This window comes from Aeromonas sp. ASNIH8, assembly GCF_002919855.1.
Taxonomy (GTDB): Bacteria; Pseudomonadota; Gammaproteobacteria; order Enterobacterales; family Aeromonadaceae; genus Aeromonas; species Aeromonas caviae.
The window spans coordinates 1-13,827 of record NZ_PQLN01000030.1; the positions used below are offsets into that span (position 1 = coordinate 1).

Genomic DNA, 13,827 nt, shown 5'->3' on the forward strand with positions numbered 1-13,827 from the left:
GCGGGGAGCCAGGGGGCTGGCGAGCGGCCGAGAGGCGGCAGCGAACAGGAGCGTGCCGGGCCCTGTCTTAAGATTTCCTTAAGCCTGGCCCGATAGGATTCGTGCGGATGAGACGGCCGTCGGGTGGCGCTCAGCGTGGCAGCCGGCGCTCCTTGGCCGGATCCTGCCCCGAGTAGTAGAGCACCCGCTGCACGTACTCCTGGGTCTCCCGATAGGGGGGCACGCCGCCGTGGCGCAGGACGGCCTGCTCCCCGGCGTTGTAGGCGGCGCTGATCCTGACCCAGTCGGGGCCAAACTGCTTCTCCAGCCACTTCAGGTAGATCATGGCGCCACGGATGTTCTGCCGGGCGTCGAACGGCCGGGTCACGCCGAAACGGGCCTGGGTTTCGGGGATGAGCTGCATGACCCCCTGCGCCTGCTTGGGGGAGACGGCGGCGCTGTTCAGATTGGACTCGGCGATGGCGATGGCCAGCGCCAGCTGGGGGTTGACTCTGTGACGTTTGGCCGCCTGGCGGATCATGCTGGCCAGCTGCTGCTTGCTCGTGGATTGGCGGGCCAGGTAGCTGTCCTGATCGAAGGGGGTGCTGGGCCGCACCCAGGGCGCGCCGCCTCCGCTGCCACCGACGCCACAGGTGCCGAGGGGGGCGTTGCCGACCCGCTCGTTGTAGTAGCGGGCGGCCTGCTGATTGCCGAGGCGCATGGCCATGGCGAGGTAGGCGTTCGCGTGGCGCGCGTTGCGTATCCCCTGGGGGCCGCGAGCCAGCAGGCGACCGATGCGGTAGTAGGCTTCCGGGTTGCCCAGGCTGGCGGCGGTGCAGTAGTGGGCGATGGCCTGCCTCGGGTTGCCGCGCTCCATGGCGGCGCCCTGGCGCAGGGCGCTCATCGCCTTGGGGGCCTGGCGAAATGCATCGGCATGGGCCGATGCCGTGGTCAACAGCAGGAGCAGCCCCCAGCCCCAGGCGCAGAGTCTCTGCATGATGGTTACCTCGTTGGCTTGTCCGGAAGATATAGGTTCTCCACGGGGTGGCTGCCAGCCAGACGATGGAACATGTGGTTATGTGTCAGGTCATCAGAGACGAAAACGGTATGGAACTTTTAGGCGGGAGAAGATTCTGCTGGTGGTGACGACCTGAGGTGCGGGCAGGGCCGCGCTGTTGTGCTGCCCCTCTTAGTTGATGCGATTGTTAGTTGTCGGGTGATAGACTGCGATCATCATGATGTAATACCTTGTATTTGTGCAGGTTCTGGCGCTCAGTCCACCTTCTTCATGATGTGCGCAACAGGATCCCTTGGATTATTTTCATTGTCGGGAAGCTCATATGGGTGATTCAGTCGATGTGTCAGTCGTAGTACCAGCCAAGGATGAACGGGACAATCTGGCTCCCCTCATCAGTGAAATCGACGCCGCTCTGGGGGGCGGATACGAGTACGAATTGATCTACGTGGATGATGGCAGCGAGGATGACAGCTATGCCCTGCTGTGCGAGCTGAAGTCCCGCTTCACCAGGCTGCGGGTGGTGCGCCACGCCAGGGCCGTCGGCCAGAGCATGGCGGTGCTGAGCGGGGTGCGCCAGGGGCGCGGCGACTGGCTGGTGGTGCTGGACGGAGACGGCCAGAACGATCCGGCGGACATTCCCGCCATGCTGGAGGAGGCCACGCGCCGTTTCGCGGCGGACAAGAGCCAGGTCGGGCTCATCGGCCATCGTGTCACTCGCCGGGATGACTGGGTGAAACGCCTCTCGTCCAGGCTGGCGAACGGTTTTCGCGATCTGCTGCTGCGGGACGGCATCCCGGATACCGGCTGCGGCCTCAAGGTGGTGCGCCGCGACTGGTATCTGCGCCTGCCCGGCTTCAACCACATGCACCGCTACATCCCGGCCCTGATCCAGGCCCAGGGGGGCCGCATGTCCCCCTGGCCGGTCAACCACAGGCCGCGGCAGGCGGGCATCTCCAAATACGGGGTCTGGAACCGGCTCTGGGTCGGGCTGGTGGACGTGGTCGGCGTCTGGTGGTTGCAGCGCCGCTCCAAGGTGGTCGAGATCCGGGAGATGCTGGAGTGATGGACACCCTGCTTTCGTTGTCATCGGTCCGGCTGGTCCGGGATGAGGTCGCCCCCCATGTAGGCGGTTTGAACCGGGGAGGGCGGCGATGATCGATGCCCTGCTTTCCATGGAGCTGACCTGGTTTGACTGGACGGGTCTGCATGTCACCGGCTGGAAGCTCATCGGCTACACGGGGGCGCTCATGTTCGGCGGGCGCTGGCTGGTGCAGTTCCTGGCCTCGAAGCGGGCCGGCCGGCCCGTCATTCCCCGCCTGTTCTGGTACATGAGCGTGCTCGGCAGCCTGATGACGCTCAGCTACTTCATCTTCTCCCCCAAGCAGGACTCCGTCGGCGTGCTGCAGAACCTCTTCCCCACCTTTACCGCCCTCTACAGCCTCTATCTGGACATCCAGCACAGAGGGTGGAAGCGGGACAAGGTCGTCGACGACTATGGGGTTCGCCATGGTAAATGATCGTTATCTGCTCAGGCAGGAGTCGCTGGGCTGGCTGCTGCTGATCGCCCTGGTGGTGCTGGGGGCGGGCCTCGGCCTGCGGGATCCCTGGCCCGCCGACGAGCCGCGCTTCGCCCTGATCGCCAAGGAGATGGTGGAGAGCGGCCAGTGGCTCTTCCCCATGCGCGGCGGCGAGATCTACCCGGACAAGCCCCCCCTGTTTATGTGGGGGATAGCGATAGGGTATCTGCTGACCGGCTCCATCAAGGTTGCCTTCCTGCTGCCCTCCCTGCTGGCGGGCCTGCTGACCATAGCGCTGGTGTGGGATCTGGGGCGCCGGCTGTGGAGCGCACAGGTCGGCTTCATGGCCGGTCTGCTGCTGCTCTTTACGGTCCAGTTCACCCTGCAAGCCAAGACGGCGCAGATCGATGCGCTGGTCACCTTCTTCATCACCCTCGGGGTCTATGGCTTCGTCCGCTTCCTGCTCTGTGGTGGCGGTTGGCGCTGGTACTGGCTCGGCTGGTTCGCCGCCGGGCTCGGCATCATCACCAAGGGGGTGGGGCTGCTGGCCCTGCTGATCCTGATCCCGGCGATCTGGACCCACAGGGAGAAGATCCGTGCCGCCACCAGGGGCGATTGGCTCAAGGGGCTGGCGGGGCCGCTGTTCATGGTGCTGGCCATCGCTCTCTGGCTGGTGCCCATGTTGCTCGCCGTGGCCCAGAGCGGGGATCCCGTGCTGCAGGCCTACCGGGACAACATACTGCTGCGCCAGACGGTGACCCGCTATGCCAACGCCTGGCACCACGTCAAACCCTTCTGGTACTACCTCACCTCGGTGATCCCGCCATTCTGGCTGCCGCTCTCCCTGCTGCTGCCCTGGCTGGTGGTGGCCTGGCGCAAGGCCATCCAGGGGCAGGACAGGCGCATCATATTGCTGCTCGGTTACCTGGTGCTGGTGATCCTCTTCTTCTCGGCCTCGCCGGGCAAGCGCGGCGTCTATGTCACGCCGGGGACGCCGGCTCTGGCCCTGCTGACGGCTCCCTTCGTCGCCGAGCTGCTGGCGAGGGCCTGGCCCGCACGCCTGCTGGGTGGACTCGGCTGGCTGCTGGGGATCGTCTGCGTGGGCGCCGCCGGGGCGCTGGCCTTCAGCGCTAGGCTGGCGAGCAGACTGGGGGATCTGGGCCCGGCCCCCTGGCTGCCCCTGCTGGCGATGGGAGGGGCGCTGCTGCTGGTCAATGCGCTGCTGCGCCGGGCGCCACTCAGTGCCATCCTCTGTTCGCTGGCGGTGGGGTGGCTCATCTACTCCAGTTGGATCTGCGTGAGGCTCAACGACATGCGCACCCCGGAGGGGGTGATGGCGCTGGCGGCGGAGCGGGTGCCTGCGGGGAACGAGCTGCTGCTGGCCGGCTTCAAGGAACAGCACCTGCTGTTCAGCCAACGGCCCCTGCGGCATTACCCTTATCTGATGGGGGATGGGGAGCAGGCGCGCGAGGCGGCGGCCTGGATTGCGGCCGCTCCCGGTCGCTGGGTGCTGGGCGCAGCCGATCTGATGGCGGTCTGCTTCGACGCAGATCGCATGGAGAACCTCGGCAACCGCCACCGCACCGACTGGCTGCTGGCCGGGCCTGAGGCCCTCAAGCCGGCCTGTCGCGGTCTGAGCCCACAGATAGCGCCCTTCAGCTATGCCCCCGGGCCCTGAGCCCGGACGGCAGGAGAGTAAGCCGGATAAACAGAGGGGCTGCCATTGGCAGCCCCTTTCTATTTGGATGATCCTGTGCGGTCAGATCCTGTAGTACTCCCTGTACCACTTCACAAAGCTCTCGACCCCTTCGGTCAACCCTACCTTGGGGCGATAGCCGGTCGCCTCGAACAGCGCCTCTGTGTCGGCCCAGGTGGCGAGCACGTCGCCGGGCTGCATGGGCAGCATGTTGCGGATCGCCCGTTTGCCGAGCGCCGTCTCGATGGCCTCCACGAAGTCCAGCAGCCGCACCGGGCTGCCGTTGCCGATGTTGAAGAGGCGGTAGGGGGCCGGGCTGGCATCCGTCTGCCCCCGCCAGTTGGCATCGCCGACCGGTGGCCTGTCCGCGACCCGCACTATCCCCTCCACGATGTCGTCCACATGGGTGAAATCCCGGCTGAGCTGGCCCTGGTTGTAGATGTCGATGGGCTCGCCCTTGAGGATGGCGCGCACGAACTTGAACAGCGCCATGTCGGGGCGACCCCAGGGACCGTAGACGGTGAAGAAGCGCAGGCCCGTGGTGGGCAGGCCGTAGAGGTGGGAGTAGGAGTGGGCCATCAGCTCGTTGGCCTTCTTGCTCGCCGCGTAGAGAGAGACAGGGTGATCCACTCCGTCCGAGGTCTTGAACGGCATCTGCTCGTTGAGGCCATAGACCGAGCTGGACGAGGCGTAGACCAGGTGCTGTACCCCGTGATGGCGGCACCCCTCCAGCACGGTCAGGGTGCCGGTGAGGTTGCTGTCGGCGTAGGCGAAGGGGTTGTCCAGGGAGTAGCGGACCCCGGCCTGGGCGCCGAGGTGGATCACCCGCTCGAATTGCTCCCGGGCGAACAGCTCGGCCATGGCGGTGCGATCGGCGAGATCGAGGCGCTCGAAGCGAAAACCGGGCAGGGGGCCGAGCCGCGCGAGGCGCGCCTCCTTCAGGCTCACCTCGTAGTAGTCGTTGAGGTTGTCGATGCCGACAACCTCGTGGCCCTCGGCGCACAGCCGTCCAGCCAGGTGAAAGCCGATGAAACCGGCGGCGCCGGTGACGAGATACTTCATCGCGGCTGCCCCAGACCGTGCGCCTGTTCCAGGCTGTCGCCTCGGCCGATGGCGTAATAGGTGAAGCCGCGCTGGCGCAGGCGGGCCGGATCGTAGAGGTTGCGACCGTCGATGATGACGGCCTGCTTCAGGGTGCGCTGGATAAGCTCGAAGTCGGGGGCGCGGAACTGCTGCCACTCGGTGCAGATGAGCAGGGCATCGGCGCCCTTGAGGGCCGCCTCCTGGGTGCCGCACAGGGTCAGGTCGTCCCGCAGGCCGTAGAGGTGCTGGGCCTCTTTCATGGCCTCGGGGTCGTACGCCTGCACCTTGCCGCCGGCGGCCCAGATGGCGTCCATCAGCACCCGGCTCGGGGCCTCCCGCATGTCGTCTGTGTTGGGCTTGAAGGCGAGCCCCCAGAGCGCGAAGGTGCGGCCGCTCAAGTCGGCGCCGAAGTGCTGGTGCAGCCGCTCGGCGAGCCTGTGTTTCTGCCTGTCGTTGACCTGCTCCACCGAGCGCAGCAGCGGCGCCTCGCAGCCCGCCTCCTTGGCGGTGTGGATCAGCGCCTTCACGTCCTTCGGGAAGCAGGATCCGCCGTAGCCGCAGCCCGGATAGATGAAGTGGTAGCCGATGCGCGGATCGGCGCCTATGCCCTTGCGCACCGCCTCGATATCGGCCCCCAGCTTCTCCGCCAGATTGGCCATCTCGTTCATGAAGGAGATCTTGGTGGCCAGCATGGCGTTGGCGGCGTACTTGGTCAGCTCGGCGCTGCGCTCATCCATCTGGATGATGCGATCGTGCTGGCGGTTGAAGGGGGCATAGAGCTCCTCCAGCAAGGCGAAGGCATGGGACGAGCCGGTGCCGATGATGATGCGATCCGGTCGCAGGCAGTCATTGACGGCGGCCCCCTCCTTGAGAAACTCGGGGTTGGAGACCACCTCGAGCGGCAGCGAGACGCCGCGCTCGTGCAGGATGGCCTCGATGTGCCGACGCACCCTGGTCGCGGTGCCGACCGGTACCGTGCTCTTGTTGACCACCACCTTGCCCGTTTCCATCAGGCGGCCTATGGTGCCCGCCACCGCCAGCACGTGCTGCAGATCGGCTGAGCCGTCCTCATCCGGCGGGGTGCCGACCGCGATGAAGATGAGCTCGGCGAAGCCCACCCCCTCGGCCACGTCCGTGGTGAAGTGCAGGCGACCTGCCTGGTGGTTGGCCTGCACCATGGGGGCCAGGCCGGGTTCGAAGATGGGGATGATGCCTTCTTTCAGCCGGCCGACCTTGGCGGCATCCACATCCACACAGGTCACCTGGTGGCCCATCTCGGCCAGCACGGCGGCCTGGACCAGACCCACATAACCTATTCCGAATACGGCGACTCTCATCTGCGGCGACTCCTTGGGGGCAGAGATTTGCGAGGCCCCATTCTAGAACGATTCATTGTTGGTAACAGCGGGATCCGTCCGGTTTTTCAGCCTGGGGCCAGGGTGGCGCGGGAGAGAGTGGCTGATCTTGGTGCAGGGGTTGTAACGCAGGGCTGACGAGCACCATTTTGGTGCGTATCGCCACAGTCTTGTGATCCGGCTCACTGAAATCGGACACTGTGGTCATAAACGAAGTCCCGATCCACGGGGCTCGCCACCGCCAGTGCTGGCGGCAGACACTCTTTTCACTTCGCATGGACACCCGGTTATGGACAACACCCCCCGCTCTGCGCACCCGCTCTATGAGGATGTGCTCGCCCTGCTGACCGCGGCAGGCTTCGTCTCCCTCGGCATCTTCCTGTTCCATCAGGTCGGCCTGCTCACCGGCGGCACCGCAGGGCTGGCGCTGCTGCTGCAGCAGGTGACCGGCATCAGCTTCGGCCTGCTGTTCTTCGCCATGAACCTGCCGTTCTACGCCCTGGCCTGGCTCAGGATGGGGCCGCGCTTCACCCTCAATACCTTTGCCGCCGTGGCCACCGTCTCCTTCATGACGGATCACCTCAACGCCGTGGTGCAGATAGGCAAGATCGAGCCCGTCTACGCGGCGCTCATCGGCGGCACCCTGATCGGCATGGGGTTGCTCATCATGTTTCGCCACAAGGCGAGCCTGGGGGGCTTCAATATCCTGGCGCTCTTCATCCAGGACAGGTTCGGCATCCGGGCAGGCAAGCTGCAGATGGGACTGGATTGCGTCATCGTCGTCGCCTCCTTCTTCGTGGTTTCCCCCTGGCTGCTGGCACTCTCCGTGGTGGCCGCCATCATCTGTAACCTGGTGTTGACACTCAATCACAAGCCGGGCCGCTACCAGATCGCCTGACCAATCCCGCAGACAAAAACAAACAGAGCGCCCGAGGGCGCTCTGTTTGTTTCTGAATCTCACCAATATGCCGGCCAATCACACCACCATGGGTTGTTCCATGTCGGGGTGGTGGATGGCTGGTACGGGATGGTCGTGGACTGAGAGGGCGATGCGCCCGCCATCACACCGCCATGGCGGACTGCCCCGTCTCGGGATGGTGGATGAACGGCATCACACCACCATGGGTTGTCCGGTCTCGGGGTGGTGGATCACCTCGGCCGGGTAGTCGTAGAGCCGAGCGATGAGCGCCGGGGTGAGCACCTCGGCCGGGGGGCCGTCCGCCATCAGGCGACCGCGCTCCAGCATCACCAGCCGATCGGCGTAACGGGCCGCCAGATTGAGGTCGTGCAGCACCACCAGCACGGCGGTGTTGCGACCGGCCAGGGCGCGGGCCATGGTAAGCAGCTGGTGCTGGTACTTGAGGTCGAGGGCCGAGGTGGGTTCGTCGAGCAGCAGCAGCCGCGCTTGCTGCGGTTCGTCCGGGGCCTGCCAGATCTGGGCCAGCACCCGGGCGAACTGCACCCGCTGGCGCTCCCCGCCGGAGAGGCCGGGATAGAGGCGGTTTGCCAGATGGTCGACCCCGGCGTGGGTCATGGCGGCACGCACAATCTCGTCGCGTCGGCTGGCGGGCTCGCTGTGGGGCAGTCGCCCCATGGCCACCACCTCCTCGCACAGGAAGGGGAAACTCAGGGACGAGCTTTGCGGCAGCACCCCGAGCCTGTGGGCCAGCGCGTTGCCGACCCACTCCTGGCGTTTCTGGCCGAACAGGGCGATGGTTCCCTCATGTGCCAGCTCGCCGGTCAGGCATTTGAGCAGCGAGCTTTTTCCGGCGCCATTCGGGCCGAGCAGGGCGGTCAGACTGCCGGCCTGCAGCTCGAGATCCAGGCGGTTCAGAATGAGGCGGTTGCCCAGGTGGAGGCTGAGCTCCCGGCAGACAAGCAGGGGGGGGGATCCGGGCAAGGTGACGTTCTCCTGTTACAGCGTCCGGCGGCTCTTGACCAAGAGCCAGATGAAGAAGGGCGCCCCCATCAGGGCGGTGATGATGCCCACCGGCAGCTCGGCCGGAGCGAGCAGGGTACGCGCCAGCATGTCGGCCCCCAGCAGCAGGCCAGCCCCCAGCAGGGCAGACAGCGGGAGCAGGCGGACATGGTTGGGACCGGCCAGCAGCCGTACCAGATGGGGAACCACCAGACCGACAAAGCCGATCATGCCGGCCACGGCCACCGCCACGCCGACACCAGCAGCGGTGAGCAGGATGAGGCGACGCTTCAGCGTCTGCACGTTCACCCCCAGATGCCGTGCCTCTCCCTCTCCCAGCAGCAGGGCGTTGAGGGGATTGGCATCGCGCATGAACAGCAGCAGCAAAGCGGCCAGGGTCAGCAGCGCCAGCGTCACATCGACCGGCTTGCCTGCCGCCAGGGAGCCCATCTGCCACAGACTCAGGTTGCGCAGCATCTGATCGTCCGCGAGATAGGTGAGCAGTCCGATGACGGCACCGGAGAGCGCCGTGATGGCCACCCCGGCCAGCAGCATCACGGTGACCGAGGTGCCCCCTTCCCGGGTACCCAGCAGATAGACGAGGGTGGTGGTGAGGGCTCCGCCGAGAAAGGCGAGCAGGGGCAGCAACCCCAGGCCGAGCAGGCTCTGCAGGTGCGAGCCCAGCGGAGCGAGCAGCACGATGGCCAGGGCCGCGCCGAGTGCCGCCCCGCCCGACACCCCTATGATGCCGGGGTCTGCCAGGGGGTTGCGAAACAGTCCCTGCATGACGGCGCCGCAGAGGCCGAGAATGCCCCCCACGGCGATGCAGAGCAGGGTTCGTGGCAGACGGATCTCCTGCACGATCAATAATTTGTGAGCCTCAATCCCGCTCTGTGGTCCGGCAAACAGGGCGCGCAGGCTCTCGCCGAAGGAGAGCGACATGGGGCCGGTCGCGAGGGACCCGACCAGCAGCAACGCCAGCGCGCAGCCGGTCAGGGCGAGCAGCCAGGGCAGAGGCAGGCGCATCAGGAACCCTGCTTGATCCACTGGGCGATCTGGTTCGCCTGTTGCAGGGAACGAAGGCTGAGGCCCCCTTGCAGGGCATGTCCGTCGATGGCGTGGATGGCCTTGTTCTTGCCTGCCGGGGTGGCTGACAGGGCGGGCACCTGGCTCAGGACGGCGTCGGGATCCTGATACTGCTGCCAGTCGCGGCCGCTCACCAACACCAGATCCGGTTGCAGCTCGATGAGGGATTCGGTGGAAACGGGCTTGTAGTCGTGGAGCCCAGCCACCGGATTGACGCCGCCCGCCAGGGTGACGAGGGCGCTGGCGGTGGTGTTGCCGCCAGCGATGCTGGTGGGCTGACCCTTGTGCAGCAGCAGGAAGGCGACCTTGAGGGGCTTGTTCTGCTTCGCCTGCGCCGCCAGGGTGTCGCTCTGGGCGGCAATTTGCTCCTTGAGCTTGCTCCCTGCCGTCTGGTCACCCAGGAGATGGGCCAGGGTGTCGATACGCTCGTTGAGGTTGGCCAGCGTAGGGGCTGTGGCCATGACCTCGACCTTGACGTTGGCACGGCGCAACTGATCAAGCGTGCTGTTCGGGCCCATCTCGTCGCTGCCGACCACCAGGGTCGGAGAGAGGCTCAGGATCCCTTCGGCGGCGAGGGCGCGGTGATAGCCGACCTTGGGCACGCCTCTGGGCTCCGGACTGCTGACATCGGTGGCGACCAGGCTCTGCTCGCCCCCCAGCGCCAGGATGAGTTCCGTGGTGGCCGGGCCTATGCTGACGATACGCTCCACCGCCATGACGGATGGGGAAGAGAGGGAAAGGGCACAGCCGAGCAGGCTGAATGCGAGGGCAAAACGACGGCCCATGCGAACCTCCGAAGGGTGAATGAAATAAGGTTGCCGCCGAGAATATCAAGTCGCCCACCAAAATGCACTGAGAATGAAAGCGATTATCAATTGCGTTACTTGGGGCGCTTTATTACAGTATCCGTCGCGACACCGAGCACCATCGCCAGATCATCCAGGGAGAACCGATGAGCATTGCACAACGCATTCAGGCGCTGCTGGAGCAAGACCCCAGTGCCCACCCGTCCACTATCGCCACCGAGCTGGCCGTCAGCGAGTGGGAGGTGGTACGCCATCTGCCTGCCGCCCTGATGACGTCAGTGCCGGCCGGGGAGGCCGAAGCCCTGCTGGCGGACCTGGCCAGCTGGGGTCAGGTGACCACCATCGTCGAATCCGATGGCTCCATCTTCGAGGTGAAGGCTCCCTTCCCCAAGGGCAAGAACGCGCGCGGCTACTACAACCTGATGGGGCGGGACGGCGAACTGCACGGCCACCTCAAGCTCGACAACGTGGCGGGCATCGCCCTGGTCAGCAAGCTCTTCATGGGCAAGGAGGGGCACTCCTTCCAGTTCTTCGGCCACAGTGGCCGCTGCATTTTCAAGATCTACCTGGGCCGGGACGAGCAGCGTCATCTGCTGCCTGAGCAGGTGGAGCGTTTCATGGCCCTGCGCCGTCAGTATCAAGAGGAAGTGAAAGCATGAGTGAACGTCAGGAGCGCCTGCAAAACCGCCTGCAACCGGAGATCCGCGAGTTCCGCGACGGTTGCCGTACCCTGCAGCTCGCCACTGTGGATGGCGAAGGCAACCCCAATGCCAGCTATGCCCCCTTCGTGCTGCAGGAAGATGGATACTATGTGCTCATCTCCGAGATAGCTCGCCACGCCCGCAACCTGCAACAGGTGCCCAAGGTATCGCTGATGCTGATCGAGGACGAAACCGGTGCCCGCGAGCTGTTTGCCCGCAAGCGTCTGACCTTCGATGCGGTCGCCGAGGTGGTGGCGCGCGACGACGCACGCTGGGAGAAGGCCGTTGCGGCGCTGGAAGGGCGCTTCGGCGAGATAGTCAAAGGGCTCTCCAACCTCAAGGACTTCGTGCTGTTTAGGCTCAAGCCCGAGCAGGGACTGTTCGTCAAGGGATTCGGTCAGGCGTTCCGTGTCTCCGGCGACGAACTGGTGGACTTCGTTCACCTGGTGGAAGGGCACAAACGCATCGACAATGGCGCCGAGCTGACCAGCCCGGCGGATGAACCCGTTTGAGGGAACAATTAGCGAGATGAGAAAACGGGCAGCCTGGGCTGCCCATTTTGTTGTTATGTCCCGGGTTACTCTTGCCAGCCTGCCTGGTTGGGGAAGGCATCGCGATCGGCCTGGGTGGCGCTCTCGTTGCATTCCCCGCGGATCTTCCAGGAGGTCTGGCTGAGGACGATATAGCCGCTTCGGCAATACTTGCGCGTGGCCAGCATCTGGGTGAGCTGCTCGTCCTGCAGGGCTTCCCGGCGTTCCAGCAGGCTCTTGTCGCGGCGGCTCAGCCGGTTGTCATCTCCCTCCTGCAACCGGGTGGGCAGGACGTCGAGAGGGGCGGCCTCGAAGGTGAAGCGCTTGCTCCCGTCGTCGCTGATATGGGTGTGGAACAGGGGGGCCGGGCCATCGGGTGCTGCCCCCGGCAAGCCGGAGCAGGCGGTGAGCGCCGGTAACAGCAGCGTGAGGGCAACGGCAGAGAGTAGACGCACACAAGACTCCAATCGGGTGTTCACATCAGGACGGGCAGCTTAACACGCCCGCTCGGGTTGAATGGTGGCCAGCAGCTCATCCGTCGTGAGCAGGGTCACGCTTCTGCCTTGAGGCAGGCTCAGATGCCGCCACATGAAGTGGTGGTGCTGGATGATCTGCTCCGCACTCAGGTGCGGCCTGTCCGCCGTGGTATGGGCGTCGGTCACCGCAAAGGCGTCAAAGCCCCTGGCGGCGGCGCTGCGCAACGTGGTATCGACGCAAAAGTCGGTGGCACAGCCGCAGATGAGCAGTCTGTCTACCGACTGCTCTGCCAGCAGGAAGCCGAGCTCGGTGTCGAGGAAGCTGTCACAGGCGGTCTTGCGCACCCGGCTGTCGTGGGGAGACGGGGCCAGATCGGCGTGCAGTTGCCAGCCCGCACTGCCAGGTTCCAGTTCGGAACCCGGTTCGTCGTGTTGCACATAGATGACCCGTCCGTGTTGGCCCCGCACGCGATCGGCCAGACGATTGATGTTGGCGATGACCTGGGCATCCTGATGGCGGGGGTTATCGAACAACCCCTGTTGCATGTCGATGACGAGTAACACATCCATATGAAATCCTTGGGCTATTTTGAGGGTTGCAACCATTGGCTGCAGTCACGGCTTCGGGATTGATGCAGTGCGCCCATATCTTGCTTCATTTCCTTTGCATTTAGCCAGCGTTCCGGCAGGGGAGCGATGTGGACCCTGACATCGGCGTCTCTCCCGGGGGCTGTCTCGTCACCGGTTTGCGGCACGATGAGTGCCACCTTGAGTGCTGGATTGCGGCTGGCGATGCGACTGGCGATCCCGAGTCCCCCCTCCACGTGAAAGTTGCCTGCGATATGCATGATGCGCCTGCTGGGATGCTTGCCCAGATAATCCACCATGCTTTCGGCCATGGTGTCGTCCCAGCTGGTCTGGGCGGCGAAGCGACGGGCGTTGCCGTCCGCATCCCCATGGTGCATGGAGGCCATGAACTTCTGGCGGTAGCCGTCATCCCCCAGAGTCAGCTCGCGGGCAAGCTGGCTGCGGCGATTGGCCGGCAGTTTGTCGAGCCAGGCCGGTCCCTCCTGACCGACGCAGCTCACCAGAGGTTTGGGGGCATTGGCGGCAATCACTGGCAGGTGCTGCGCCTTGGCGAACTCCACCAGAGGGCGGTAATCACTCTGGTAGTTGGGCCAGGCATGGCCATCTCGAATGAGGGCCGATTCGCCGATGCGTCCGGCCAGGTAGGCATCCAGCACCGGCTGATCGGCGCGGCTGAACTGCTCCATGGAGAGCACCAGAGCCCGGCCATCGGCTTGCGACATCTCGTCAAGCCCCGCCAGCAGACGGGCCTGCAACAGATGGATGGCCGGGTGAGTGTGAAGTTCCCCCACCAGCACGATGTCGGCATCCGCCACCCGGGCCACCGCCTGCTCGAAGGTCAGTGCCTGCCCCTGGGCCGTATCGAGCCGTGCGTCATAGAGGGTCTCGGGTGGGGTGTTCTGCGGCGTGGTGGCACAGGCGACCAGCAGCAGGGGCAGGGCGAGCAGGGGGAGTCGTCGGATCATGGTTACTCACTCACGAAACAGGGGATGGGAAAAGGCTGCACCATGGGATGGCGGCATGGCGAGCAAAAAGTGGCGCCAGTGTAAGGGGGAATGACGATAAAGTGAAATG

15 protein-coding genes are annotated in these 13,827 nt (G+C 65.2%); 6 read left to right on the forward strand and 9 right to left on the reverse strand.

Annotated features, from left to right (window positions below):
* Positions 1-130 precede the first annotated feature (130 nt).
* A complete protein-coding gene (locus C3418_RS09990; RefSeq protein ID WP_042075010.1) occupies positions 131-976 on the reverse strand; it encodes a lytic transglycosylase domain-containing protein in 846 nt (281 codons plus the stop codon).
* A gap of 343 nt (positions 977-1,319) precedes the next feature.
* Here C3418_RS09990 and C3418_RS09995 point away from each other — a divergent pair, with 343 nt between their 5' ends.
* From C3418_RS09995 to C3418_RS10005, 3 genes are all read left to right on the forward strand, one after another.
* Positions 1,320-2,060 carry a glycosyltransferase gene (locus C3418_RS09995; protein WP_103858412.1) on the forward strand — a complete coding sequence of 247 codons (741 nt, stop codon included), beginning with the start codon at positions 1,320-1,322 and terminating at the stop codon, positions 2,058-2,060.
* Between the two features lie 88 nt (positions 2,061-2,148).
* Positions 2,149-2,514, forward strand: a complete 366-nt coding sequence (locus C3418_RS10000) for a lipid-A-disaccharide synthase N-terminal domain-containing protein (protein WP_103858413.1) — start codon at positions 2,149-2,151, stop codon at positions 2,512-2,514.
* Positions 2,504-4,192, forward strand: coding sequence for a glycosyltransferase family 39 protein (locus tag C3418_RS10005; RefSeq protein ID WP_223954726.1), 1,689 nt, complete (start codon positions 2,504-2,506; stop codon positions 4,190-4,192). Before C3418_RS10000 ends, C3418_RS10005 begins: the two co-directional genes overlap by 11 nt.
* A gap of 81 nt (positions 4,193-4,273) precedes the next feature.
* On the opposite strand, the gene C3418_RS10010 is transcribed toward C3418_RS10005, so the two are convergent.
* A complete protein-coding gene (locus C3418_RS10010; RefSeq protein ID WP_103858415.1) occupies positions 4,274-5,272 on the reverse strand; it encodes an NAD-dependent epimerase in 999 nt (332 codons plus the stop codon).
* The gene (locus C3418_RS10015; RefSeq protein WP_103858416.1) at positions 5,269-6,630 is read right to left on the reverse strand and encodes a UDP-glucose/GDP-mannose dehydrogenase family protein; all 1,362 of its coding nucleotides are present in this window, start codon (positions 6,628-6,630) and stop codon (positions 5,269-5,271) included. Before C3418_RS10015 ends, C3418_RS10010 begins: the two co-directional genes overlap by 4 nt.
* 307 nt (positions 6,631-6,937) lie before the next feature.
* Here C3418_RS10015 and C3418_RS10020 point away from each other — a divergent pair, with 307 nt between their 5' ends.
* Positions 6,938-7,546: a YitT family protein gene (locus C3418_RS10020; RefSeq protein WP_103858417.1), complete on the forward strand. Its 609-nt coding sequence runs from the start codon at positions 6,938-6,940 to the stop codon at positions 7,544-7,546.
* Between the two features lie 213 nt (positions 7,547-7,759).
* Here C3418_RS10020 and C3418_RS10025 read toward each other — a convergent pair whose 3' ends face one another.
* The 3 genes from C3418_RS10025 to C3418_RS10035 are packed head-to-tail and all read right to left on the reverse strand — an operon-like array spanning position 7,760 to position 10,437.
* Positions 7,760-8,548: a heme ABC transporter ATP-binding protein gene (locus C3418_RS10025; protein ID WP_103858418.1), complete on the reverse strand. Its 789-nt coding sequence runs from the start codon at positions 8,546-8,548 to the stop codon at positions 7,760-7,762.
* Positions 8,549-8,563: 15 nt separating this feature from the next.
* The gene (locus tag C3418_RS10030) at positions 8,564-9,595 is read right to left on the reverse strand and encodes an iron ABC transporter permease (RefSeq protein ID WP_181023083.1); all 1,032 of its coding nucleotides are present in this window, start codon (positions 9,593-9,595) and stop codon (positions 8,564-8,566) included.
* Positions 9,592-10,437 (reverse strand): hemin ABC transporter substrate-binding protein, encoded by an 846-nt coding sequence (locus tag C3418_RS10035; RefSeq protein ID WP_041211182.1) that lies wholly within the window; start codon positions 10,435-10,437, stop codon positions 9,592-9,594. Before C3418_RS10035 ends, C3418_RS10030 begins: the two co-directional genes overlap by 4 nt.
* Positions 10,438-10,604: 167 nt before the next feature.
* On the opposite strand from C3418_RS10035, the gene hutX reads away from it, so the two are divergent.
* Together hutX and hutZ are read left to right on the forward strand one after the other, a co-directional pair.
* A complete protein-coding gene (hutX, locus tag C3418_RS10040) occupies positions 10,605-11,117 on the forward strand; it encodes a heme utilization cystosolic carrier protein HutX (protein WP_103858420.1) in 513 nt (170 codons plus the stop codon).
* Positions 11,114-11,671, forward strand: a complete 558-nt coding sequence (gene hutZ, locus C3418_RS10045) for a heme utilization protein HutZ (RefSeq protein ID WP_010673228.1) — start codon at positions 11,114-11,116, stop codon at positions 11,669-11,671. Before hutX ends, hutZ begins: the two co-directional genes overlap by 4 nt.
* Before the next feature lie 65 nt (positions 11,672-11,736).
* Here hutZ and C3418_RS10050 read toward each other — a convergent pair whose 3' ends face one another.
* From C3418_RS10050 to C3418_RS10060, 3 genes are read right to left on the reverse strand one after another with little or no spacing between them, the layout of a single operon-like run.
* Entirely contained in the window at positions 11,737-12,144 is a 408-nt protein-coding gene (locus C3418_RS10050; protein WP_041211184.1) for a hypothetical protein, read from the reverse strand.
* A 39-nt stretch (positions 12,145-12,183) separates the two neighbouring features.
* Positions 12,184-12,735: a cysteine hydrolase family protein gene (locus C3418_RS10055; protein ID WP_039040040.1), complete on the reverse strand. Its 552-nt coding sequence runs from the start codon at positions 12,733-12,735 to the stop codon at positions 12,184-12,186.
* A 14-nt stretch (positions 12,736-12,749) separates the two neighbouring features.
* Positions 12,750-13,718: a ChaN family lipoprotein gene (locus tag C3418_RS10060; RefSeq protein WP_103858421.1), complete on the reverse strand. Its 969-nt coding sequence runs from the start codon at positions 13,716-13,718 to the stop codon at positions 12,750-12,752.
* Positions 13,719-13,827 lie beyond the last annotated feature (109 nt).